The sequence below is a fragment of the Chitinophaga alhagiae genome (assembly GCF_003568665.1).
Taxonomy (GTDB): domain Bacteria; phylum Bacteroidota; class Bacteroidia; order Chitinophagales; family Chitinophagaceae; genus Chitinophaga; species Chitinophaga alhagiae.
This window is the reverse complement of record NZ_QXMH01000001.1, coordinates 2,490,741-2,515,672: the sequence shown is the minus strand read 5'-3', so window position 1 is coordinate 2,515,672 and position 24,932 is coordinate 2,490,741. Positions and strand designations below refer to the sequence as shown.

Sequence of the window (24,932 nt, the reverse complement as noted above, 5' to 3'; positions counted from 1 at the left end):
TGCATTTACTGCTTCACCAGCTTCAACGCGTCCTCATCATCATACTCCTTTATCAGCCTGACAAGTTCCTTTTTCAGGCCGGCCGTTATTTTTTCATAGCCTTTTCTGCCGTAGAGGTTCTTCATTTCAGAAGGGTCTTGCTGCAGGTCAAACAGCTCCCATTTGTCAGCGCCATTATAAAAGCGGATGAGCTTGTACCGTTCCGTGCGCACGCCAAAATGCGGTATCACGGAATGTTCCCCTCTCTCATAGTAGTGATAATACAATGATTTCCGCCAGCGGGCATCCGGCTGTTTCAGCAGCGGCAGAAAAGATCTTCCCTGCACGGCTGCCGGTATGGCCACACCCGCGGCATCCAGGCAGGTAGGCGCAATGTCCAGGTTCATCACCAGGCCATTGATAACGCTGCCCGGCTTCAACACGCCCGGGTAACGCGCCACCATGGGCGTGCGGAAAGATTCTTCGTACATGAAGCGTTTGTCGAACCAGCCATGTTCACCCATGTAGAAACCCTGGTCAGATAAATAGATCACCATGGTGTTCTCGCTAAGGTGATGTGCGTCCAGGTAATTGAGCACACGGGCAATATTACGGTCTAGTGAGGCGGCGGTGGCCAGGTAGTCTTTCATATAACGCTGGTATTTCCATTCCGTCAGCTCTTTCCCGCTCAGTTTCCGCGCTGCCAGGTCTGCGGCAATGGGTTTGTAGTAGGCGTCAAACTTTGCGCGCTGCGCCGGGTTCAGCCGTATGTAGCCTGACCGGCCAAAGCCTGTGTCTGGCGTCATTTTCAGGTCGTACCCCAGGCGCATGGTATGGGCAATGTTCATATCCTGGTGCGCGGCGGCATACCGCCCTTCGTAGTCATCGTAGAAATTGGCGGGAAGCGGGAAAGTGCGCCCGTCGTACAGGCCGAGGTCTGCGGTGTCCGGTATCCAGGTGCGGTGCGTGGCCTTGTGGCCAATAACAAGGCAGAAGGGGCGGGAGGTGTCCCTGCCGCTCATCCACTGCTCCGCATCATCTGTGATCAGGTTGGTCACATAACCTTCCTTATGTACGGTTTTCCCGTCCATGGTCAGGAAGTCCGGGTTATAATAATCGCCCTGGCCGGGCAGTATCTGCCAGAAGTCGAAGCCCTCCGGTTTGGATTTAAGGTGCCATTTGCCTATCCACGCGGTTTGATAGCCGGCGCTGCGCAGCCTTTTCGCAAACTGGTCCTGCCCGGCGTCGAACCGGGAGCGATTGTCTTTGAACCCGTTCTTGTGGCTGTACTTGCCGGTGAGTATCACCGCCCTGCTGGGACCGCAGATAGAATTGGTAACATACGCATGGTTGAATATGGCGCCTTCCCGGGCCAGCCGGTCTATGCCCGGTGTTTGCATCAGGTTGCCGCCGTAAGCGCTGATGGCCTGAAAGGCATGATCGTCTGATACAATAATAATGATGTTAGGCCTTTTGCCGGACTGGGCGTTCAATACGCCGCTCAGGCACAAAAGCGTCAGTAATAAAATATAACGCACGGTAATTTTTTTAAATATTATTTTCTTGTTCTGTTTGCGGCTTTCAGGCGTTCCAGTTCGGCCGCCATTTCTTTTACTTTTTCGGGATGCTGGTCGGCAATGTTATGCTGCTCCCCGATGTCCTTCCCGAGGTCATATAACTGCGGCTCCGTGTTCCTGCCGGTTTCGATGTTTACCAGCCTGGAGAGTTTAGGGCCGTCTGCAGGCGTGATGTATTTCAGGTTGCCTTGTACCAGCGAGAGCGGGCCTCCCTGCAGGATCAGCCAGGAGCGGCCTTTCGGATCTTTGCCGGTTAAAGCGTTCAGCATGTTGAAGCTGTCTGGCGCATCGTCAGCGCCAAGTGGCTGGCCGGTGAGCCGGGCAAAGCTGGCATACAGGTCTATCTGGCTGATGAGCGCATTGGAGGTCTGGCCGCCTTTAATAGTGGCCGGCCAGCGCACGATCCAGGGCACGCGGGTACCGCCTTCAAAAGCACTGTATTTACCGCCTCGCAGGGGGCCGGCCTGTTTGTGGCCATTCAGCATGGTTACGGCTTCATCTACATAACCATCGTCCAGCACCGGGCCGTTGTCACTGGAAAAAATAACGATGGTGTTTTTTTCCAGCCCCAGCTGGCGCAGCTTCCGGGTAATACGGCCCACCGTCCAGTCCATTTGCAGGATAGCGTCTCCCCGGTATCCCAGGCCGCTTTTGCCTTTGAAGGCAGTGGCCGGCATGCGCGGCACATGTATATCGCTTAGTGCAAAGTAGAGGAAGAAGGGCCGTTGCCGGTTGTCCTCAATAAATTTTTCGGCCCTTTCCGTAAAGGCATATGCCAGTTCTTCGTCCGTCCAGCGGGCCTTGTGGCCGCCTTTCATAAAACCGATACGGCCAATGCCGTTCACAATGGTGTTGTTATGCCCATGGTCCGGAGAGGAGGCCATCTTCAGCAGCTCAGGGTGTTCCTTGCCGGTGGGGTCATCCCCTACCTTTTCTTTATAGTTCACTTCAATGGGATCATTTTTATCCAGGCCCAGCACAGTGTGGTCCTCCAGGAAAACGGTAGGCACGCGGTCTGCCGTGGCGGGGAAACAGAAGGAATAATGGAAGCCCACTTCATTAGGCCCGGGCTTCACTTCCCGGTTCCAGTCAATGGTGCTGCCATCTCCCAGGCCCAGGTGCCATTTGCCTACCAGCGCGGTCATATAGCCCGCCTTTTGCATCATGGTGGCCAGCGAAGGTTTGTCTACCGGAATGATCATGGCCGCGTCTCCCGGCAATACGCCGGTGCCGCTTTTACGCCAGGGATAACGCCCGGTGAGCAGCCCGAAACGCGAGGGCGTGCAGGTGGCGGAAGTAGTATGGCCGTTGGTGAAACGGATACCTTCCCTGGCCAACTGATCAATATGCGGCGTTTGTATTTTGGTGGCGCCATAACAGCTCAGGTCCCCGTAACCCAGGTCATCTGCGTAGATAATAACAACATTGGGCTTTTGCTGTGCATACAAACATTGGCCGGCCATTAATGCCAGCATTGCAAAGAGTAACTTTTTCATACAAACGCAGTTGTTTTAGGTCAACTGCGGATACAATATAGAAAACATACCGCATACTGTAGAGCAATTTGCCCGTTATTTCTTTTTCGTACGCGGTGTTTTCCGGGCTTTTTTATTATGTGTCACGTCATCGCCTTTCAGGTCCTGTTCTTCGTTCTTTCGACTGTCCAGGTTATCCCTTATTTCCGGGCGGGGCGTGTGTACCATGCCCTGTTTTGACTGCTTGTTCTGCCGGCTTCCCGATGTTTTCATGATCTTTGTTTTCAAAAAGTACCAAAAAAAACATGCCACCCGGAAAATCTCGTTTAAATTGATTAAATTAACAGTAGTGAGTTACCCTGAAAAGTAAGGCGCAAAACAAATACAGGTTTTTCATAATTCATTTTCAGCCAAAATTTTCTCAGTTTACATACCGTTTTAAGCATGATAACAACGCCCTCGATATTGCTGATTGAAGACGATATTGACGATCAGGAAATCTTCACATCAGCACTTGCATTCATAGACAGTGGAATAGTTTGTTCCATCGCCGCCAACGGTTATGAGGCCATTATGCATCTGAACGAGGCAGTGGCGTTACCTGACCTGATATTCCTTGACCTGAACATGCCCATGATGAACGGAGTGCAGTTTTTACGGGAAGTAAAAGCCGGTCACAAGGCCAAAGACATACCGGTGATCGTGTTTTCTACCGCATCGGATATGAAGATCGTTCAGGAAGCGAAGCTGCTGGGCGCAGACCAGTTCATCACAAAGCCGGAAAAGTTTTCGGAACTGGTGGGCATGTTGCACGGCCTGCTGTTCCCGGCTACCAAATAACCGTTTTTTCCGACCTGACATATGCCTGCAGAGCAACCGGTACACCGGGGTTTCCGTAAACACCCTGAATAGTACAAACACATCTGCATGAAGCGAGTTCTGTTGCTGATTCTTATGGCGGCGGCTTTCTCCGCCAGGGCCGATCATATCACCGGCGGGGAGATGTATTATACTTACACGGGCTTTTCCAACGGCCTGCACAACTACCGCGTAACGCTCAAGCAGTTCAGAAGCTGTTTTACCGCCAACAGGCAATTTGCGAACCCCACCTACATCGGCATTTTCAACCGCAATACCGGCGAGAAGATCAACGAGCTGCAGGTACCCCTCTCACGGGAGGAAGAGTTGAGCACCACCAGCACAGACCCTTGCATTACCCGCGCTCCGTTCATTTGTTACCTGGTAGGGTACTGGGAATTTAATATATCCCTTCCGCCCTCGGCAGACGGGTATACGCTTACTTCCCAGGTAACCAACCGGGTAGATGCCATCAACAACCTGGAACCGGGTTACGGGCGAATTGGCGCCACATATACCGCCGAAATACCAGGTACGCTGGCGGCCACCAACAGCAGCGCGTATTTTACAGGCAGCGACCTGGTGACCATTTGCGCGGACAATGCTTTTTCCTACAGTTTTGCCGCGGAAGACCCTGACCGTGACCAGTTGCGCTACTATTTCTGCGAAGCCTACCAGACCCTCGGTTACTCCGGCGGCGGCGGTATTGGTGGAGGTGGGGGCGGCGGAGGAGGAGGAGGTATCGGCGGCAATAACAGCCAGCCTCCCGTGCCACCGCCATATTATTCCGTGCCGTATGGGACCGGCTTCAGCAGCGGAGCGCCACTGGGCAACCGCGTACATATAGACCCGAATACCGGCCTCATCACCGGCATTGCCCCCGGCACGGGCATTTACGTAGTAACCGTTTGCGTACAGGAGATCCGCAACGGCGTAGCCATTGCCACCCAACGAAAAGACCTGCAGATCAATATTACCGGCTGCACGGTGGCCGCCGCTACCCTGCAGCCGGAATACATGCTCTGCCGCAATTCCACACAGCTGACCGTAGGCAACCTTTCCAACAGCCCGCTCATTGCTTCTTATTTCTGGGAGTTCAGGAACAGCGCCGGCAACGTGGTGTACTCTTCTACCAACGCCGTGGCAGACCACACCTTCACCACACCCGGCACCTACACCATCAAGCTGGCCACCAACAGGGGCCTGCAATGCCCGGACTCCACGGAGGCACAGGCACTGGTATACCCGGGTTTCATACCGGCGTTCACCAGCACCGGTACCTGCATCAACAGGCCCGTGCTGTTTCACGACGAGACCACCACCGTTACCGGCGCCGTCAATTTCTGGGACTGGGATTTTGGCGAACCCTCCCTGCAAACAGATTTCTCCGCTGAGCAACATCCCTCCTATACCTACCCGGCTACGGGCAACAAGAACGTTCGCCTCATTGTACACAATACCGATGGTTGCAAAGACACCCTGTTCAACCCGGTAGATATTCTTGATAAACCGCCCGTTGGCCTGCGCTTCCGGGATACGCTCATCTGCCCGCCAGACCAGCTGCAGCTGCAGGCCACAGGCACCGGCGTTTTTAGCTGGACGCCCGCGGCCCAGATCACGGGCGCGAATACCGCGGCGCCATACGTATCTCCCGTAACAGACACCAAATATTATGTGGACCTGGACCAGAACGGCTGCCTCAACCGCGATTCCGTAACCGTTCGTGTAGTGGACCACGTTAGTTTGCAGCTTCCGGCAGACACGGTGATCTGCCAGGGAGATGCGATCCAGTTGCGGCCATCTACCAATGGCCTGTTGTTTACATGGGCGCCGGCTGCTCCCCTCAACTTTCCGGATCTGAAGAACCCCACGGCCACCGTTACGCAAACCACCACCTTCTCCGTAACGGCCAGCATCAGCCAATGCAGGGCCACAGCAGATATGACGGTTATTACCGTGCCCTATCCCCGCGCTTCCGCGGGTGCAGACACGGTGATCTGTTTTGAGAACGCGGCCCAGCTTCACGGCGCTACGGACGGCAACACTTACACCTGGCAAACCGCAGACGCCAACGGGGTGCCCGCCGCCTCACTGGAGCCGGTAGTTCGCCCTGCCTCCACCGCTGCCTATGTTTTAACCGTTACAGACAACAAAGGCTGCCCCAAACCCGTGCGGGATACCGTGGTAGTACGGGTGCTGCCTAAAATAGACGCCTTTGCCGGGCGGGACACGGCCATTGTGCTGGGGCAGCCGCTGCAGCTGAACGCCTCCGGCGGTATACACTACACGTGGTCTCCGGCGCAGGGGCTTTCCTCCACTTCCATCCCCGATCCCGTAGCCCTCTTCAACTCCCCCACCCGCGCCTTCCGGTATACAGTAATTGTGCAGAACGAAGCAGGTTGCGCAGACTCCGCCTTCATGAACGTGAAAGTGTACAATACCCTGCCGCAGGTGTTTGTACCCACGGCCTTCACACCCAACAACGACGGGCTGAATGACCAGTTGCGCCCCATTGCCGTAGGCATACAGGAAATAGAGTACTTTATGGTATACAACCGCTGGGGGCAACTGGTATACAGCGGCCGGCAAAACGGCATGGGCTGGAACGGGCGCATCAACGGAACGTTGCAGAACACCGGTGTATACGTCTGGCAGGTAAAAGCGAAAGATTACCTGGGGTATGATTTTTACCTGACGGGTACGGCTACCTTATTGCGTTAGTAGGCACCAGGTACGGTCTTAGTGATTAATACGCAGAAGGATGGAAAAAACGGCTGCTCCAAAGACCGGCCTTTGCTATGCTCCCCTGAAGCAAACTCGTTTGCATGGATCAATTTTGCGGGGACGATCCGATTGCTTACATTTATGGGACACATCCTGTAAAAAAACTTGTACCGCCCTGTGTAAGATCCAATATCATGAAACTATTCCAACCCCTGGCTGAGATAATTTCCTTTGGTTCCCAAAACCTGGCAGAAGAACAACAGCAGAGAATACGCATCATTAATTCATTGAGCCTGGTTACCGCCCTGCTGGCCATCAGCATGGGGCCGGTCTTCTACTTCATAACGGGCAAGCTCCAGATACTGGTGCCCGCCCTGATAGAAGGTCTCAGTTTCTTTTTTGTGATCTGGCTCAACCACAAGCGCCGTTATGAGGCCGCCAGTCTTTGCATGATGTGCTTCCAGGCGGTATGGGCCGTATACTTCGGCGTATTACTGGGCACCGTCATAGAAATTACGCTGGTGCTGCTGTTCATGATCAGCGCTACCTTCCTTGTATACAAAAAGAAAAGGTCTATCCTGATCTGCTTCTGCGTAACCGCAGGCGGCCTGCTGGTCACAGAAGCATTTTATTTTGCGGGATGGGTACGGCCCTTTGTTTTTGAGCACAACACTACTTTTATTATCCGCTGGTGTTACATACTGGTCATTCTCAGTCTCAATACCATCTGCATTCTCTTCTATAAAAAAATGACCAACGGGCTGATGCTCACCCTGAAGGCCCGTACACTGGAGCTGGAAAAAGCCAACCAGTCAAGAAAAGTATTTCTGCAGGAAACCAGCCACGAGCTACGCAACCCGTTGAACGCCATTTTCGGCATCGTACAGCTGATGCAGATGGACCTGAAAAGCGGGAAAATAAGCGCCACCCTGCCCTCGCTGGTAGACAGCCTGTACTCCGCCAGCTTTAACATGCGGGAGATCATCAATAATGTACTGGAGCTTTCCCGCATTGAAGCGGGCCAGCTGGATGAGGTCAGGTACCGGAAGATGGACGTGCGCAAAACGCTCTGCAACATTGCCAATATTTATGAATATGTGGCCAATACCAAATCCGTACACATCGATCTTATTTTTTCTGAGGCCCTGCCGGAAAAAGTGATGACAGACGAGACCAAGTTCTCGCAGATCATCAACAACCTGCTGATGAATGCCATCAAATTCACCCGGCCCAAAAGCGACATTGCCATCAGGGCGGGCGTGCAGGGTATGGAATGGTACGTAAGCGTTACCGACCAGGGCGGCGGCATTGAGCAGGACAAGCTGGTACGCATCTTTGAGCCTTTTGTAGGTGAAAAAAGCTCCTTCATAGAAGGCACCGGGCTGGGCCTGCATATCTCCAAACATTTTGCCGAGCTGCTGGAAGGGAATATTACGGTAGAATGCCGGGAAAACACCAGCACCACCTTTACGGTATATTTCCCGCTCTCCGGTTCGGATACCACCCACCCGCAGGCCTCGCCGGCACGGCCGCACGAGCGGAAGTTCAGCAGCAAAACGGTACTGGTGATAGAAGATGACAAGATGAACCAGGTGATCCTGAAAAACTTTCTCCTGAACAGCGGGGTGAGGGTGCTCACTGCCAATAATGGCGTAGAAGGCTTGACCATGGCCCGGGAGCAGGCGCCAGACCTCATCATCCTCGATTCCCATATGCCAAAAATGAACGGGCGGGAAACCCTCCTGCACCTGAAGAACGACCCCGGCCTGCGCCGCATCCCCGTTATTATTGCCTCCGGCGACGCTTTTACAGAAACAGCGGCCGGTTTTATGCGGGAAGGCGCCTGCGACTATGTTACCAAACCTATTGAATTTACGGCGCTGCGGCTGGTGCTGGAAAAACACCTTACCGGCGCGGAGTCTGATTGATATTTTTCATAGCGGTACAATAATTGCGCGGTTTACCGGGAGCACCTGAAAAATAAGCGCAAAAAGTCTCCGGACATACAATATTTATTAAATTTATCTTCTAATCTTGTCTCGTTATGAAACTACGATCTGCTATCCTCTGCATGCTATGCGCCGCGCTGCCACTGGCCCGCGCCGTTGCCCAACAGCCTACCCTGGAAAAACAATGGACCACTGACACTACGCTGCGGGTGCCGGAGTCTGTTTACTTTGACGCCAAAAGGAACGTACTGTATGTGGCCAATATAGACGGCGCCCCTTGGGGCAAAGACGGGAAAGGCTTCATCTCCCAGGTATCTGTTGACGGAAAGGTGACCAACCTGAAGTGGGTAGACGGTTTTGACGCCCCCAAAGGCATGGGCGTACACGGCAATCACCTCTATGTGGCTGACCTGAACACCATTGTGGTCATAGACATCAGCAAGGGCGCCGTTGTGACCCGCCACACGGTTGAAGGAGCGGAAAACCTGAACGATATTACAGTAAGCCCCAAAGGCACGGTATACGTGTCTGACTCCCGCAAGAAAACGGTACATACTTACGAGAACGGTAAATCCGCGCTGCTGCTTGACAGTGCGCACAGCGGGCTGAGAGGCCCCAACGGCCTGCTCTTCAGCCAGGGGCAGTTGCTGGTGCTGGACGCGGGCGCTGTGAAACGCGCGGAAAAAGACAATACGCTCACCAAGCTGGCAGACGTGACCAAGGGAACAGACGGCATTGAACACGTAAAAGGCAATGAATACATAGTGTCTTGCTGGCAGGGCGAAATATTTTATGTAGACATCCAGGCCGGCACCGCCATCAAAATGCTTGACACGCAGGGCGAAAAGCTGCAAACGGCAGATATCGGGTATGATGCTCAAAAGCGCATTGTATACGTGCCCACCTTTTTCGGCAACAAAGTGACCGCCTATCAGTTAAAACCGGCAAAATAATCACTGCTGCACGCCTTTTGCGGGGGCCACGGCTCCCGCAAAAGAGCGTCTGCCGTATCACGGCCGCTTCGTACCTTTGCGCCAATGCGTCTGACCCGGATACTCATCTTACTGGCCTTATGGCTGCCCTGCCTCCATGCCGGGGCGCAACAGCCTGATACCTATACCTTCTCTCACCTTGGCATTGAGGATGGATTGGCCGGGAATCATATTTCCGCTATCCTGCAAGACAAAAAAGGCTTTATCTGGATTGCCGGTACCGCCCTGCAGCGGTATGACGGTGAACACTTTCTTACCATTACCAATTTTGACCGCCTGCCCGGCTCCATGTATTATGAAGACATTGCGCTGGTTGAAGACAGGCAGGGCCGCATCTGGATAGGCACACCCGACAATATCCGTATGTACGACCCTGTTACCGCCAAAGTACGCGCGGTGCCCGTCGAAGAGGGCCTGCTGTTTGCCGGTAACGTGGGCTGCCACGCCATTCTGCAAGACCATAACGGCGTTATCTGGACCACCACCCGCGCCGGGCTGCTGATGCTGGACAGTACCACCAACAAGTTCCGCAAAGCGCCGGGCATACCAGACAGCATCCGCTCCCAGCTCAACGCCGCTATACTGGAAGACCACCAGGGCCGGCTGTGGTTAAGCAGCATTAACGGCCTGTACCTGTACAGCGCCAACCGTAAAGAAGTATACAGCGCCCAGCATAACCCCGCCCGGCTTACGGCGCTGAACGTACGCCAGAGCGTCAAGAAACTGTATGAAGACTCCCGCCACCGCATCTGGATGGCCAGCCGCGGCAGCAAAGAGCTATTTGCCTGGCATGCGGACAATAACTACCTGCGGGCCTATCATTTTTCAGGAAAAGGACATGACAGCGACCAGGTGTACGATATCAGCGAAGACCTCCAGGGTCACATCTGGGCGGCCATGCAGCAAAACGGGCTGTACCGCCACAACGATGCGAGCGATACCTTCGACCTCAGCATACCCGGCAACAATGCAGACCCCCTGGGCCTGCATTTCAACTATGAGTCCAATTGCCTGCTGCATGACAGGGATGGCCACCTCTGGGTAGGCACAGACAGGGGCATTAACATGATGAGCCTGCACAACCAGAGCTTTACCCGGCTGGACTACCGACGAGGTTTTCCCGATGCGGAAGTGACCGGCATTTACCGCGCAACCAATGGCGATGCCTATATTGGTTACTGGGGCAAAGGTTTTGTATGGCTGCACTCCAACCTCCAATTACAGCAGCATTTTACCTACCAGCCCAATGGCCGCGCCGGTATACCGGAGGCCCGCGGGCAGGTGTGGAGCTTTGCCGAACTGCGGAATGGCCGCATACTGGTGGGGCAGGAAAACGGCTTTATTTCTGAATTTGACCCGGCCACCCGCCACTTCCGCCACTTTCAGCCCAAAGGGCTCTTTGACCAGACGGTGCTCACCATAGCCCCGGAAAAAGATTCCGTGATATGGCTGGGCATTTACAAACACGGCCTTGCCCGCTGGGACCCGCTGCAAAACACGGTGGAGAACTATCCGCAGCTGCTGCAGTTCGTACAGCGCAATACGTCTGTGATGAGCGTGGTGCCACAGGCAGACTCCCTGCTGTGGCTGGCCACTACCAGCGGAGGGTTGCTCCGCTTCCACAAAAAAAGCGGGCTGGTAAAAAAGCAGGTGATGTTCCGCCATCATAACGACACGGTGCGTAATATCACCAGCCTGCTGCGGTACAATGACACCTTGCTGGTAGCCGGAACAGACCACGGCATATTTTTCTACAACCTGAGAAATGACACCTGGGACGCGCAAGACATCAACGGCGAGCATTTTGATGAATGGGTGCTGAGCATGCACAAGGCCAGGGAAGGGGAAGCCATCTGGTTCACCACGCCCTATGGCTTTTACCGGCTGAACGGGAAGAACCGCACTTTTTCCGCCTTTGTACAGAACGATGATATTATTGACAATCACCGCCGCGTGCGCCGCAATATTGCCATTCTTGAAGATGGCCACCTGCTGGTGGGCGCATCAGACCATGCTGTGTCTTTTTCTCCCCTGCACCTGCAGGAGAAACCCGCGCCGCCAGACGTGACCATTGTGGAAATGCGGGTCATGAACCAGCTGGTGAACACAGATTCTGTAGTGGGCAGCGGGCGGGCCATTGTACTGCCGCACGACCGCAACTTTATCAGCATCTCCTTCAAATCCCTGCAATACCACAATGAAAATGCGCTGTATTATTACAAGCTGGACGGGGTGGACGCAGACTGGGTGCCGGCGGAAAGCCTGCTGATAGCGCGGTACACAGATCTTTCGCCGGGCAGGTACACCTTCAGGGTAAAAAGCATGAACACGGCCGGCATCTTTTCCCGCAACACCACTTTTTTCCACATCGAGATACAACCCGCCTTCTGGCAAACCTGGTGGTTCAGGGCGCTGGGCATACTGTTGCTGCTGGGCCTCATTTATGGCTACTTCCGGTTCAGGCTGTACCTCGTTAAAAAAGAGGCCAAAAACCGGGCGGCTTTCCGGGAAGAGCTGGCCCAGCTGGAAATGAAGGCCCTGCGGGCGCAAATGAACCCGCACTTTATTTTCAACGCCCTCAATTCTATCCAGACGTTCATGATGAAAAACCAGACGGAGCAGGCGCTGGCATACCTCAGCCGCTTTGCCCGCCTCATCCGCAACGTGCTGGACACTTCGCAACTCAACAACATTTCCATTACCCGGGAATGCAGCATGCTGGAGAATTACCTGGAGCTGGAGAAACTGCGGCTGGACAATAAATTCGATTATACTATTTCCGTAGACCCGCAGCTGGACAGCGACTTTGTGGAAATACCGGCCATGGTGCTGCAGCCTTTTGTAGAGAACGCCATCTGGCATGGCCTGCTGCATAAAGAAAGCAGGGGCCTGCTGAACATTGCCTTCATCAAGGAAAACGGGCGCATTCACGTAACGGTAACAGACAATGGCATTGGCCGTGAGGCTGCTACCAGCATCAAGCAGTTCAGCCATCCCACCCATATTTCCCGCGGGCTGCAGATAACAAAAGACCGGCTGCAGATCTACAACAGCCGGTTCAATTTAGATGCTTCGTTTGACATTGAGGACCTGCAGAACGGAACAGGCAAGGCTGCCGGCACACGCGTCAACCTCTGGTTCCCGCTGCAGGAAGATTAACCGAGGCCTATTTCTTCATGCCGTTCCGGTATCTCAATATCCACATACCCTTTTTTGTGCAGCCAGTCCTTAAATACGGTCTGCACTTCATATTCCCCATGTACCAAAAACAGCTTGCTTACTCCCCTCGGGTCCTGGCAGGCCAGCCACTGGCTCATGTCTTCATAGTCGCCATGCGCACTCATGGAGCGGATCACGCCTACTTCAGCTTTCACCTCGTGGCGTTCCCCGTAAATAGACACTTCCGTAGCGCCGCGCATCAACCGGCCGCCGAGAGATTGCGGTTCGCAATACCCTACAATGAGCACCGTATTTTTCCACTGGTCTATATTGTTGGCAATGTGGTGTTTCACACGCCCCGCTTCCGCCATGCCGGATGCGGAAATGATCACGCAAGGCTCTTTGCGGAAGTTGAGCATCTTTGATTCTTCCACCGTTTTGATATACCGCAGGCCGGGGAAGCTGAACGGATCATCGTCTACCTCCAGCATTTTGGCCACCTTGCGGTTAAAACACTCGGGGTGCAGGCGGGTTACCTCCGTGGCTTCCAGGGAAAGCGGGCTGTCTACAAACAGGTCTACCCGCGGCAGCTTGCCCGCCAGTTGCGCGCGGTTGAGGGCGTAGAGTATTTCCTGGGTGCGGCCTACGCTGAAGGCGGGAATGATCAGCTTCCCTTTTTTTACTACGCAGGTCTCATGTATAAAACGCAGCAGCTCATCGTCTGCCGGTTCAATTTTTGCGTGCAGCGTGCTGCCGTAGGTAGATTCCATAATGATGTAATCTGCCTGCGGGAATACTTCCGGAGATTTGAGGATAGGATCGCCATAACGGCCAATGTCACCGCTGAAGGTAACCTGCCGGGTAACGCCGGCCTCCGTAAGGCGCAGATGTACACAGGCGCTGCCGATGATGTGGCCCGCATCGGTAAAGAGCACCTCTACATCTTCATCTATGCGCCGCCATTCTCCATAAGGCACAGGCGTTAACTGGTCTATGGCGCGTTTGGCGTCTTGCACCGTGTAGAGGGGCTGAATGTAGGGCTTGCCCTCCCGTGCGTTCTTTTTGTTCACGAACTTGATATCGTCTTCCTGTATCTCCGCGGAATCCAGCAGCAGTATTTCAGACAGGTCTCTCGAGGCGGGCGTGCAATAGATATTTCCTTTGTACCCCAGCTTGCAGAGTCGCGGCACCAGGCCGGAGTGGTCTATGTGCGCATGAGACAGGATCATGATGTCTACTTCCTGCGGATCAAAGCCAAAGTCGTGGTTCAGCGGCACCGTTTCCCGGCCCATGCCCTGGTACATACCACAATCCAGCAAAATTTTCTTCCCGTTCTTCAGGGTGATCAGGTGCTTGGAACCGGTAACGGTCCTTGCAGCCCCATGAAATGCAATCTTCATAGTTATACTTTTTTAAAGCTCCAGGTGATCTGGAACCTGGCAATTTCTGTACCGTTTTCAGACTGCCCGGTAACTGGTATGGTAAGGGCAGCCGCCTCTCCCGTTTCTACCGTTTGCAGCACGGCCTGGCGGATGGCGGCGCCGGCATTGCAGGTAAACCAGGTACGGGATTTGGCCTTTTTCAGGAAAATACCTTCCATGCCGGTCACCAGCATAGACACGCGTAAACCTTCTCCCCGCGTATGGGCCAGGCCCAGCACGCCGGAGCTCATTTCCGCCGCCATGGCCAGGCAGGCAAAATATGTAGAGTTGAACGGGTTTTGTGACAGCCAGCGGTAAGGCACTACCGTGGTGCAACTGTTTACATCCAGATGGGTGACCCTTACGCCGGCCAGCCATGCGCTGGGCAGCTTGTACAGTAAAAACAGCGAGAACCGGAAGCGGTTGTTCACCAGCCTGATAAAATGATTGTTGGTAACCGTTTGGGCCATATGAAAATCATTACAGGTTATGTACGTACGCCGCAATAGCTTGCTGCGCATTCACGTCAGGCTGGCCGGGCTGCTTTTCTGCCGGCAGGTTATTGATTTGCCTGTCCAATATTACGGCATTTGTATTATCCGCCAGTTGAATATCCAGTATATCTTTCACCTGCCGGGAATATTCCCGGTCATACACCGGGAAACATACCTCTATGCGCCGGTGCAGGTTGCGGTTCATCCAGTCCGCAGACCCCATGTAAATTTCTTCGCTGCCCTGGTTGAGAAAATAAAAGATGCGCGCATGCTCCAGGTAACGGTCTACGATCCTCCGTACCCTGATGCCCTTTTGCGGTACAATGCAGCAGATGCTGCGCACAATAAGGTCTATTTCCACGCCCGCTTCCGCGGCGGCGTAGAGGGCCTCTATCATCTGTTTTTCCTGCAGGTTATTGAGCTTGATCACAATGCGCGCGGGCCGGCCGGCACGGGCGTTATCCGCCTCGCGGGCTATCAGTTCCAGGAAGCGCGGCATAAGATTGAACTGCGCCACCAGCAGGTGTTTGAAGGGGATGAACTGGTAACGGGCCGGGGCAATGCCGGTTTGCATATAGAGAAACAGCAGCTCCAGCTCCTGTGTCATTTCCCGGTGAGCAGTGAGCAGCACATGATCTGTATAGAAGCGGGCGGTGCTTTCATTGAAGTTGCCGGTGGCCATGAGGCCCACATGGTCCCAGGTGTAGCCGCGCCGCCGCTTTACCAGCGCCACCTTGGCATGCACTTTCAGGTTGGGGATGCTGTACAGGATGCGGATGCCGGCCTCTTTCATCCTTTTGGCCCAGCGTACGTTGTTGGCCTCGTCAAAACGGGCCTTCAGCTCCACCATTACGGTTACCTGCTTGCCATTGCGCGCCGCGCTGATGAGGGCATGCACGATCTGGGAGCCGGAAGCCACCCGGTAGAGGGTTACGTATATTTCTTTCACATCGGGATCAAGCGCCGCCTCATTAAAATACCGCAGTATATAATCATAGTTCTGGTACGGTACATGCAGCAACACATCCCGCCGCAGCACCGTATCCAGCAGGCCCTCCTCCCCGTCAAGCGGTTGTACGCGGGCCGGAGACGCGGACGGATAGAACAGCGAAGGGTCTTTGACGGGCAGCGGCAGGTCTGCCAGCTGGCGCAGGTGGTGATAGCGGCCGCCGGCCACCATTTCCTGCGGGGCTATACGGAAGTATTTTGCCAGCGCGGCCTGCAATGCCGCGGGCATGGCCCCATCGTACAGGAAGCGGGTGGGTATGCCCAGCTCTCTTTTGATAAGCATGCTTTCCACTTTCTGGAGCAGGTGCCCGCTGAACTCGTCCACATCAATTTCCGCATCGCGGGTGAGCTTGATGCTGTAAGCGCCCTGCACGGCCCGCCCCGGGAACACGAGGTGGAGGTGGGCGCGCAGCACATCGTCCAGGAACACGATGCCGCCGCCGGGCAGTTGCAGGAACCGGGGCAGCAGGTTGGACGGAATGTTCACAATGCCCGTGCCGCCGTTCTCAAAGCTGGCCACCAGGTACAGCGCGTTGTTTTCCAGGAAGAGGTCTTCCGGTTTATGCAGTTGCAGTGACACAGGCTGTAGCAGGCCCATTACGGTGGAGAGGAAATAATCTTTAATGGCGGCATCTTCCGGCAGGGGCGTACCATAATGCAAATGTATGCCCCGCTGCTGCAGGTTTGCCAGTACGCCCTGTAAAAGACGGCCAAAGAGGTTAAGCTGCCGCCCTATTTCCGCCTGTACGGCCGGCAAGATGCGGCTGTTGGTTTCTTCAAGCTGGTGCAGGGCCAGCAGGGCGGGCATGCGCACGCGGAAAAACTCGTCGAGGTTGGAAGAAAAGATCGAAAGGAAGCGGACGCGCTCAAACAAAGGCACCGCCTTATTTTCAGCCATCATCAGTACCCGGCAATTAAAAGACAGCCAGCTCAGGTCCCGGTCATTCAGTGATGTATCTATCTTGTGCAAATCCTATCCTTTTGTTGGGAAAAACAGCGCCGCTATGGTAAAAGCCAGCACGGAGGCAATGATACCGAACATGAACGTATTGTAGGCAAAGCGGAGCAGCTTGTATTTGCGGCCCAGCACTACGCCGAGGTTATAAATGTCGTGTATCATATTGCTGTAAAGGTATTCCCCGTTGTTCATAATGGTTTCCATGCCGTCTTCATACTCCTGGTAGCTCATCTGGTGGAAATTGCCGAAGAAGAGCAGGTTGGCCTTTTTGCTGCGTATGTCCAGATCGGTGAAGCGGCCGGTGGTTACATTGGGCCGGGTGGCCAGTACGGAAAACACAATGGTGGTAACGCTGGTAGTTAAAAAGAGAATGGCCGGCAGGATGAAATTCGGGTAGTCTTCCAGCTTGCGCAGCAGCACGCTGAGCAATACGGAAATAATAATGGCATTGACCGATATCATGATGTTGGCCTTGGAGTCCGCCATGGAGCTGAGGCGGATGTGATTGGTGGAAGTGGTGCGGAACATGGTTTCCACGCCGCGGTTGGAGCGTTTGTCTTTCTCCGCCTTGTCTTTCTCCGGTTTATCTGCTTTCTGCTGCTTCTTTTCTTTTTCCTTTTCCTGCTCTTTCAACACTTCGCTCTGTTTCTGTTCCAGCTTGCTCCGCAGCTTTTCAAGGTTTTCTTCTTTTTGTTGTTTCAGCAGGGTCTGGCAGTAGGCGGTGTGGTACTTGTGAGATTCCAGGAAGAGTATGCTTGTTTTGGCCCAGTCCGTTCCGGAAATTTTATGGCCGGAGGACAGTTCCGTTTCCGCCCTCAGCAGTTTGTTGCGTTTGCTGAAGTCTTTGCTGCCAAGGTGAAAGAGGTCCGCATCACACACGATCTGTTCCAGCAGGTCTTTCGGCGCCTGCGGGATGCGGGTAGCCAGTATACAGCCGGCCACCGCTTTGGCGGCGTTTTCCGGCAGGCCCTGCGCCAGTGCAAAAGCGTACGCCGCATCTGCCCCGGCCTGTTCATGCTGCTGCCGTTCTCCCAGCAAATATCCCATATCATGGAACCATACCGCCAGCATTACCACCATCAGTTCCTCTTCAGGAAGCCGGTAATAAGCCGTGATCTGCTCCGCCGCCTGCACTACCTGCAGCGTATGTGCTTTGTTGTGGTATACCAGCACTGGCTGCGTATGCTGCTCAAACTGCCGGGTTACATGGGCCTGTGCTGCGGCTATCACTGAACTAATTTCCATCGGATATTGTATTTACGGAAGAAGAATTTCTATTCCAAATTACGTCATTTTTTGCGTTAATTTTATTGTCTAAAGCCCGGTTTTATGAAGGTAATCAAGTACTACGCCCTGTTGTTGCTCTTTTTTTCCTGCCAGGCACTGGGGGAAAAACAGGACAAAACATACAGCTCTCCCCGGGGTTACCAGCTCACCAAACCCGAACGTTTCAAGGTACGGGAGTCTTTGCAGGAGATCTCCGGCCTGGTGTACAACGGCGATGAGAACAATTTCATTGCCAATAACGACGAGCAGGGCAAGCTCTTCCGCGTGGGGCTCCGTACCACCAGCCCCTACCCTTCCTGGAAGTTCGGCAAAGGCGGGGACTATGAGGAAGTGGTGCATACCGGTAAAGACTGGCTGGTGCTGAAAAGCAACGGCACCCTTTACCAGGTGCTGCACCTGTTCACAGACACCACGGAGTCAGTAACCTATCATTTGCCCGTGCGCGGCAAAAAAGAATTTGAAGCGGCCTACTACGACGCCGGTAAAAATACCACCTTTGTGATCTGCAAGAACTGTGAAGCAGACAAGGGCCAGAAAGCTACCAGCGTATATGCGTTCCGGATGGACAGCATGCGGTACGATTCGGCCGCGGCCTTCCGCTTTATGAACAGCGATATACCGGGCCTGCAGGAATCCCCTTCCAAACACTTCAGGCCCTCCGCCGCCGCGGTACACCCGCTGGAGAACAGGGTGTACATTATAGCGTCCATTAACCGGCTGCTGGTGATCACGGACCTTTCCGGCAAGGTGCTGGAAAGCCACCCCCTCCGGCGCAAACACTTTAACCAGCCGGAAGGCATTACCTTTGCCCCTAACGGGGATATGTATATTTCAAATGAAGGAGACGAGGAGAATACGGCAGATATCCTCAAATTTAAGTATAACCCGCATTCCAGGTAATTATGCACAACAAGTTCCGCGTATTGCTCACCATATCACTGCTACTGGCGGCAGGCGCTTATGCCCAGTCAGACAGCGTACAGCAACGCATCATCCTCATCGGCGACGCGGGGGAAATGCACAACGGCAAAATACCCGTGGTAGACGCAGTAAAGCGGAACATCAACCTGCAGCAGGGCAACAACACCGTGCTGTTCCTGGGAGATAACGTGTACCCCCTGGGCCTGCCTGACCCCGCTGCCGCCAACCGCCGGGAAAAAGAGCAGATACTGGACTACCAGGCCTCCCTGGTGAAAGGCACAGCGGCGCAGGGCATTTTTGTACCGGGCAACCACGACTGGTCAAAGCACCGCCCCTATGGCTGGCGCAGCATTGTGCAGCAGCAGCTGTATGTAGACTCCATGCTGCAGCCCAACATCCTGTTCCTGCCCAAAGAAGGCTGTCCCGGCCCGGAAGCCGTGCCCCTCGGGGATAACGTGATGCTGATCGTGATGGACACGGAGTGGTGGCTGTACCCGGGTAAAAAGCCGGGCATAGAATCCGGCTGCGACTGTAAAACGGAAGATGAGGTGCTGACCGCCATTGCAGATATTGCGGCCCGCAACCCCGGCAAACTGCTGGTTTTTGCAGGCCATCACCCGCTGCGCAGCCACGGCCCGCATGGCGGCTACTATACCATCAAACAGCACCTTTTCCCGCTAACGGATGCCAAACGCTGGCTGTACCTGCCCCTGCCGGTATTAGGCTCTGTGTACCCGCTGGTACGGGGCGTGTTCGGCACGCGGGAAGACCTGCCCCACCCGCTCTACCGCCGCATGATCAGGGGCATTGAAGAAGCCATACCGGCAGACGCGCCGGCCGTTTTTGTTTCCGGCCACGACCATACCCTGCAGCTGATCCGCGAAGGCAACCGCCACTTTATTGTGAGCGGCGCAGGCGCCAAGGAGAACCAGGTTAAAAAAGGAAAGCACTCTCTCTACGCTACTAACCTCAACGGGTATACGGTATTGGAGGTGCTGCACAACGGGAAGGTATACGCCAGGTTTTATGGCGATCAGGATGCCACGCCCCTGTACTCCAGCCTGCTGCTTGACGTGGCGGCCTACCGCCGGCATGAGGAGGCCATTGCCGCCGCGCCGCTGCCGGAAAGCGTGACCGTGGCGGCAGACTCCCAGTACATCCATGCCAACGGCTTTCACCGCCTGATGCTGGGCAACAACTACCGCTCCGTATGGGCCACGCCGCTTACCTTTCCTGTAATGCGCTTTGATAGCCTGAAGATACTCAAACGCGGCGGCGGCCAGCAAACCCGCAGCCTGCGGCTGGAAGACCCCGCCGGCCGGGAATGGGTGCTGCGCTCCCTGAAGAAAGACCCGCTCAGCGCTATCCCGGAACCGTTGCGCGAAACCTTTGCCCGCCAGGTGGTACAAGACCAGATATCCGCCTCCAACCCTTACGCCCCGCTGGTGATATCGCCGCTGGCCGAGGCGGCCGGCGTACCGCATACCAACCCCCGCTTTGTATATGTGGCCAACGATACGGCCCTTAATATTTACCGGAAAGACTTTGCCAACGGCGTGTACCTGTTTGAAGAACGGGAGCCCGTTACGGCCCCTAAAACCTATAATACCCTGAAAGTGCTGGAAGAGCTGGCCACTGATAACGACAACAGCGTTAACCAGCGTGCCTTTTTGCAGGCCCGCCTGCTGGACATCTTTATTGCGGACTGGGACCGGCACGAAGACCAGTGGAGATGGTATGCGGAAAAAGATAAAAAGGCCAAAGAGTTCTACCCCATTCCCCGTGACCGGGACCAGGCCTTTTTTGTGAACCAGGGCGTTATTCCCCGCATTGCGGACGCCCGTTACATATTGCCCGCGGTACAGGGCTTCCGCAAAAAGATACCGGACGTTGCCGCCTGGAACTTCAACCCGCGCTTTCTGGACCGCAATATGCTCAACAACCTGGAAGACACTACCTGGCAGCGCATGTCCCGCAACTTTGCGGCCATCATGACAGACAGCCTCATTGCAACCGCCGTGGGCCAGCTGCAGCCTGCTATCCGCCGGCAGGTAGACAGCATGATGATCTCCACCCTGAAAGCCCGCCGGGACATCCTGCAAAAAGAGGCCATGAAGTATTACCGCGCGCTGGCCAGGGGAGTAGATATTACCGGTTCCGTCAAGAACGAGCAGTTCACCGTCACCCGCCAGCCTGACGGGTTTGTGAACATTACGGCTGAAAAGATCAGCAAAAAGGGCGAACTGGAACAAACGCTCTACAACCGCACCTTCAACCCCGCGCATACCAAAGAAGTAGCGTTGTATGGCCTTGGCGGGGAAGACCGGTTCATTGTACGCGGCAGTGAGAAAAGCCCTATCCGCATCCGCATCATAGGCGGGCGGGAAAAAGACACGTATATAGACAGCAGCGGCAGCACCGGGGGCAAACGCATCCTGATCTATGACCTGGCCAGGGGAAAAGACAGCTTTGCCGTAAACCGCAACGAGCGCCTGCGCCTTTCTTCAGACCCCGCCGTGATACACTACAACCGCCGCGCGTTTCAGTACAACACGCTGATGCCGCGCATTGCGGGCGGCTATAACCTTGACGACGGTATACTGCTGGGCCTTGGCCTGGAGTACAAAGGGCACGGGTTCCGCAAAGATTCCTTTGCCGTAAAACACACTTTTTCCGGCATGCACGCCGTGGCCACAGAAGCCTACCAGTTCAAATACCAGGGCCAGTTCAACGACGTGATCGGCAAGGCAGACCTGATATTGGGCGCGCTGATACGCGCGCCGCACAATACGGCCAACTTCTTCGGGTTCGGGAATGAAACGGCATACAACAAGGAGCTGACAGACCCGGCCATACGCTATTACCGCGCCCGCTTCAACATCTATATGGGAGAGGTGTCTCTCCGCAACAATTTTTCCCCCAACATCAGCGCTACCGTTACGCCTTCTATCACAGCAGTAGCGCTGGAACCGGAGCACAACGCCGGCCGCTTCCTCACCAACTATACAGACAATAAACTGGATTCCGCCCACCTGTTTGCCAATAAATACCATGCGGGGCTGCGCCTGGGCGTTAACTTCGATACGCGAGACAATGACCTGGTGGCCACCCGCGGCCTGCTGTGGACCACCACCCTGCAGGGCAACAAGGGGCTGAACGCTACCAGCAACAACTATGCGCAACTGCGGTCAGACATGAGCATTTACGCCTCCACCGGCTTGCCGCCCAACGTGGTATTTGTAGTACGTGTAGGCGGCGGCGTTACCTGGGGCAAGCCGGAATTTTTCCAGGCGCTTTCGCTGGGCGGCTCCACCAACCTGAGAGGTTTCAGGAACAACCGCTTCACCGGCACCAGCATGCTGTACAACAACCTGGAGCTGCGCATCAAGCTGTTCGACTTTACCTCCTACATCCTCCCCGGCTCCGTGGGCCTCATTGCCTTTAACGATGTGGGGCGCGTGTGGGTGAAAGAAGAGACCTCCGGCCAATGGCACAACGGGTTTGGCGGCGGGTTATACCTCTCGCCTGTTAACATGTTCATTGTGACCGCTACCCTGGGGCATTCCCGGGAAGGTACCTTGCCGTATGTAACGTTCGGGTTCAAGTTCTAGGCCGCTGTTCCCTTCCGGCGCCAGCTGGCGCCAAATAAAATAGGGGCCGCCCATTAATTTCAGGCCAGCCCCTGTATATCAAGCTTCCTTTTTTTACGCTTTCACCAGCCCCTCCATATTCACGGTTACCCGCAGGGCACGCAGGCCGCTGATGCCTTGTACCTCTTCCAGGTCAAGCATTTCCAGCTCGGAGGTAAGGATGTTCTTATTCTGGAGGAACTCAATGTATTTCCTGTATTCGTCCGCTTCCCGCACGTAGGCATATACAATGGCTATTTTGCCCGGCTGGGTCAGCCTTTCGTTGGTACCGCGCACCCGCACCTTGTCTATACGTTTTTTCATGATCTCGTAGCGGATGTTGTAAGCCCCTTCCACATCAAAACGCCTCTCATCTTTCCGGAAGCTGATGGTAATGGGGTTGCTGTGCGCCAGCACCAGCTGCGTGGTTTGCAGCGGTATGCGCAATTTCGGCTCCAGCGCGTGCGTAATGCGGGAAATATGGGCCATGGATGAAAGCTGCCACAGGCGCAGGTTGCGCAGGTAGATCATATCAAACTTCTTCTCCGGCGCCATAGACTGGCCAATGTAGATATTGTACTCCACGCCGTCCGTTCTGTATTTTTCAAAATAGCAGGGAAAAGACCGCTGCAGCTCATCCTTCTCTTTGTCAAGGTAGCGGTTAATGGCCGTATTGATCTCCTGCAGGCTTTCTTCGTACTCCCGGCGGTGATGGAAAATGTGCCCGCTGCCCTTGTCTATTTTGGCAAAGTACTCGTTCAGCACCGGCTTGAGGTTTTCCTCGCTTTCGTAAAGGTGGCGGAAAGTGGGGGCTATCTCCTGGTCCAAAAAATCGTTGATACGCACTTCATCTTCGGCAAACAGGGTTTCGCGCATGTTGTTCAGCATGCGGTTGTTCTTGTATTGCAGCTCTTCCAGCAGGGGGAGGTGCAGGCCGCCGTTGACCTGCCGGAAGGTATCCTGTATCAGCAGCAATTGCTCCTGCAGGTCGTTCCGGATGGCGGAGCCTCTTTCTACGGAAGAATTGCGGATGTCTACCGCGCCGTACAGCGGGTACACATCTTCAAACTGTATGTTGTTAATGGCCTTTTTGTCTTCTTTCGGGGCGTGCAGGTACTCCCAGGCGGCGTCTGTAAACTTCCATTCCACGGCGGGCTGCAGGGCGGTGAACTGTTCCATGATCACTTCATTGATCCTTTCATTGGCCAGTTCCATACTGCGGCGCAGCAGCAGCGAGCCTACGGCGTAGCTGGGTTGCAGGTGGGCCATAATTTCCCAGTCCAGCGGTTCCCCGGCCGTAGCGGCCAGCTCCAGCATGCCCAGCAGGTTCTTTTCATGCACAATGGGCAAAAGGATGAAACTTTTAACGCCATGCAGCGGCAGGTATTTCAGGAAGGGGTACAGCGATACGGTTTGCCGGCTCACCTCCGGGATGACCAGCGGCTGGGGGTTCTTTGCCAGGTGCTCCAGCAATTGCTCATGAATGGTGATGCGCTCCGCGTCATTCCGGGTGCTGGAAAAGATAATGCTTTGAGACACGTACACATTTTCCATCACGCTCTTGTTGTTCACTTTCAGGAAGGGCGTGAGGTGTACGCTCATGTCTGCCCGGCCGGCGAGCGTTTTCAGGTATTCCCGGGCCTGGGCGTAGGTTTTCAGCTCATTATCTTTCCGGATGTTCAGCACCAGGTTCTTCATGCCGGCCACTACCCTGTCTTTCGTCACGTCCTGGATGGTCCAGATCACAAAGCCTTCCAGCGCAAAATTCTCCAGCGGCAGCAGGCGTTTCAGGTCATCAATGTTCTGCAGCTTGAAATCTCCGGCGCAAATATTGCCGCAATCCAGCACCGGCAGGGTGCCTTTCACCTTCACGTCTACAAAACGCGGGTCTATGTTGAGCTTGATGTATTTGTGCAGGCCCGTTTCCGGGTGAATGATGTTGTGGATGATCTCCGCGTCATAATTGATGGGCAGGTCATACAGCCGTTCCAGGATGAGCTTATACATCCATATCAGCTTGTCGTTCTTCACCTTTTCTTCAGAAATGCCCTTGGGCACGGCTTTCAGTTCTCCGCCTTCTTCCGCGAATATTTGCCGGAAGCGCTCGGAGTAGTAGAATATGGAGAAGCGGTAGGGTACGCCAATGCCGAAAATATCCCGCTTTTCGTCCATTGTCAGGGGAAATACGGTAGCGGTCAGCAGGTCCAGGTACTCCTGGTAGTCTGCCAGGTCTACATCCTCCCGGAGCGGCTGCTGCAGGGCGGGATTACTTTCAAAATGGCGCACAATTTCCCGGAAGTACGCCGCCCGGGCGCCTTCCGCATGTTCCGCCTTTTCCTTCATAAACCGGATGAAAGGCACAAAAGATATATGGCTGTCTATCAACTCATCATCTTTGAACAAACGCGGGTGTGCAGTGAGTATCTTCATAATAAAGTCATAAAAAGATCATCAGCGAACAGGAGACAGTGTGCAGGATAACGGCGTGGTCAGGGGAGTTT

General features: G+C 54.6%; 15 protein-coding genes. 7 read left to right on the top strand and 8 right to left on the bottom strand.

The genetic code is table 11. The annotated features are described in order from the left end of the window. Positions 1 to 5: 5 nt before the first annotated feature. The 3 genes from D3A97_RS10240 to D3A97_RS24825 form a co-directional block, all read right to left on the bottom strand. A complete protein-coding gene (locus D3A97_RS10240; RefSeq protein WP_198673918.1) occupies positions 6 to 1,517 on the bottom strand; it encodes a sulfatase family protein in 1,512 nt (503 codons plus the stop codon). A gap of 17 nt (positions 1,518 to 1,534) precedes the next feature. Further along, the gene (locus D3A97_RS10235) at positions 1,535 to 3,052 is read right to left on the bottom strand and encodes a sulfatase family protein (RefSeq protein WP_119078249.1); all 1,518 of its coding nucleotides are present in this window, start codon (positions 3,050 to 3,052) and stop codon (positions 1,535 to 1,537) included. A 75-nt stretch (positions 3,053 to 3,127) separates the two neighbouring features. Next, complete coding sequence (locus D3A97_RS24825) at positions 3,128 to 3,304, bottom strand: hypothetical protein (RefSeq protein ID WP_157986465.1); 177 nt, start codon at positions 3,302 to 3,304, stop codon at positions 3,128 to 3,130. A gap of 171 nt (positions 3,305 to 3,475) precedes the next feature. Between D3A97_RS24825 and D3A97_RS10230 the strand changes: the two genes are divergently transcribed. The 5 genes from D3A97_RS10230 to D3A97_RS10210 all read left to right on the top strand — a co-directional run bounded on the left by D3A97_RS10230 (position 3,476) and on the right by D3A97_RS10210 (position 12,713). Continuing rightward, positions 3,476 to 3,871, top strand: coding sequence for a response regulator (locus tag D3A97_RS10230; protein WP_119078248.1), 396 nt, complete (start codon positions 3,476 to 3,478; stop codon positions 3,869 to 3,871). A gap of 87 nt (positions 3,872 to 3,958) precedes the next feature. Then, entirely contained in the window at positions 3,959 to 6,610 is a 2,652-nt protein-coding gene (locus D3A97_RS10225) for a PKD domain-containing protein (protein ID WP_157986464.1), read from the top strand. A gap of 197 nt (positions 6,611 to 6,807) precedes the next feature. Beyond that, positions 6,808 to 8,541 (top strand): ATP-binding response regulator, encoded by a 1,734-nt coding sequence (locus tag D3A97_RS10220; protein WP_198673917.1) that lies wholly within the window; start codon positions 6,808 to 6,810, stop codon positions 8,539 to 8,541. A gap of 116 nt (positions 8,542 to 8,657) precedes the next feature. Next, positions 8,658 to 9,515, top strand: a complete 858-nt coding sequence (locus D3A97_RS10215) for an SMP-30/gluconolactonase/LRE family protein (RefSeq protein WP_232825914.1) — start codon at positions 8,658 to 8,660, stop codon at positions 9,513 to 9,515. A gap of 84 nt (positions 9,516 to 9,599) precedes the next feature. Then, the gene (locus tag D3A97_RS10210; RefSeq protein WP_119078244.1) at positions 9,600 to 12,713 is read left to right on the top strand and encodes a sensor histidine kinase; all 3,114 of its coding nucleotides are present in this window, start codon (positions 9,600 to 9,602) and stop codon (positions 12,711 to 12,713) included. On the opposite strand, the gene D3A97_RS10205 is transcribed toward D3A97_RS10210, so the two are convergent. From D3A97_RS10205 to D3A97_RS10190, 4 genes are read right to left on the bottom strand one after another with little or no spacing between them, the layout of a single operon-like run. Further along, positions 12,710 to 14,113: an MBL fold metallo-hydrolase RNA specificity domain-containing protein gene (locus D3A97_RS10205; RefSeq protein ID WP_119078243.1), complete on the bottom strand. Its 1,404-nt coding sequence runs from the start codon at positions 14,111 to 14,113 to the stop codon at positions 12,710 to 12,712. The genes D3A97_RS10210 and D3A97_RS10205 overlap by 4 nt on opposite strands. Positions 14,114 to 14,115: 2 nt before the next feature. Beyond that, a complete protein-coding gene (locus D3A97_RS10200; protein WP_119078242.1) occupies positions 14,116 to 14,604 on the bottom strand; it encodes a DUF4442 domain-containing protein in 489 nt (162 codons plus the stop codon). Positions 14,605 to 14,614: 10 nt separating this feature from the next. Further along, entirely contained in the window at positions 14,615 to 16,606 is a 1,992-nt protein-coding gene (gene ppk1, locus D3A97_RS10195; RefSeq protein WP_232825913.1) for a polyphosphate kinase 1, read from the bottom strand. 3 nt (positions 16,607 to 16,609) lie between these two features. Then, positions 16,610 to 17,839: a Pycsar system effector family protein gene (locus tag D3A97_RS10190; protein WP_119078241.1), complete on the bottom strand. Its 1,230-nt coding sequence runs from the start codon at positions 17,837 to 17,839 to the stop codon at positions 16,610 to 16,612. 84 nt (positions 17,840 to 17,923) lie between these two features. On the opposite strand from D3A97_RS10190, the gene D3A97_RS10185 reads away from it, so the two are divergent. Together D3A97_RS10185 and D3A97_RS10180 are read left to right on the top strand one after the other, a co-directional pair. Beyond that, positions 17,924 to 18,781 carry a hypothetical protein gene (locus tag D3A97_RS10185; RefSeq protein WP_119078240.1) on the top strand — a complete coding sequence of 286 codons (858 nt, stop codon included), beginning with the start codon at positions 17,924 to 17,926 and terminating at the stop codon, positions 18,779 to 18,781. A gap of 2 nt (positions 18,782 to 18,783) precedes the next feature. Continuing rightward, a complete protein-coding gene (locus D3A97_RS10180) occupies positions 18,784 to 22,413 on the top strand; it encodes a BamA/TamA family outer membrane protein (RefSeq protein ID WP_119078239.1) in 3,630 nt (1,209 codons plus the stop codon). A 93-nt stretch (positions 22,414 to 22,506) separates the two neighbouring features. Here D3A97_RS10180 and D3A97_RS10175 read toward each other — a convergent pair whose 3' ends face one another. Further along, positions 22,507 to 24,861 (bottom strand): GAF domain-containing protein, encoded by a 2,355-nt coding sequence (locus tag D3A97_RS10175; protein WP_157986463.1) that lies wholly within the window; start codon positions 24,859 to 24,861, stop codon positions 22,507 to 22,509. Positions 24,862 to 24,932 lie beyond the last annotated feature (71 nt).

Excerpts from the sequence above, each read along its gene's own strand:
- D3A97_RS10235 (WP_119078249.1), bottom strand. The coding sequence starts at position 3,052 with ATGAAAAAGTTACTCTTTGCAATGCTGGCATTAATGGCCGGCCAATGT.
- D3A97_RS24825 (WP_157986465.1), bottom strand. The coding sequence starts at position 3,304 with ATGAAAACATCGGGAAGCCGGCAGAACAAGCAGTCAAAACAGGGCATG.
- D3A97_RS10230 (WP_119078248.1), top strand. The coding sequence starts at position 3,476 with ATGATAACAACGCCCTCGATATTGCTGATTGAAGACGATATTGACGAT.
- D3A97_RS10225 (WP_157986464.1), top strand. The coding sequence starts at position 3,959 with ATGAAGCGAGTTCTGTTGCTGATTCTTATGGCGGCGGCTTTCTCCGCC.
- D3A97_RS10220 (WP_198673917.1), top strand. The coding sequence starts at position 6,808 with ATGAAACTATTCCAACCCCTGGCTGAGATAATTTCCTTTGGTTCCCAA.
- D3A97_RS10215 (WP_232825914.1), top strand. The coding sequence starts at position 8,658 with ATGAAACTACGATCTGCTATCCTCTGCATGCTATGCGCCGCGCTGCCA.
- D3A97_RS10210 (WP_119078244.1), top strand. The coding sequence starts at position 9,600 with ATGCGTCTGACCCGGATACTCATCTTACTGGCCTTATGGCTGCCCTGC.
- D3A97_RS10205 (WP_119078243.1), bottom strand. The coding sequence starts at position 14,113 with ATGAAGATTGCATTTCATGGGGCTGCAAGGACCGTTACCGGTTCCAAG.
- D3A97_RS10200 (WP_119078242.1), bottom strand. The coding sequence starts at position 14,604 with ATGGCCCAAACGGTTACCAACAATCATTTTATCAGGCTGGTGAACAAC.
- D3A97_RS10190 (WP_119078241.1), bottom strand. The coding sequence starts at position 17,839 with ATGGAAATTAGTTCAGTGATAGCCGCAGCACAGGCCCATGTAACCCGG.
- D3A97_RS10185 (WP_119078240.1), top strand. The coding sequence starts at position 17,924 with ATGAAGGTAATCAAGTACTACGCCCTGTTGTTGCTCTTTTTTTCCTGC.
- D3A97_RS10180 (WP_119078239.1), top strand. The coding sequence starts at position 18,784 with ATGCACAACAAGTTCCGCGTATTGCTCACCATATCACTGCTACTGGCG.
- D3A97_RS10175 (WP_157986463.1), bottom strand. The coding sequence starts at position 24,861 with ATGAAGATACTCACTGCACACCCGCGTTTGTTCAAAGATGATGAGTTG.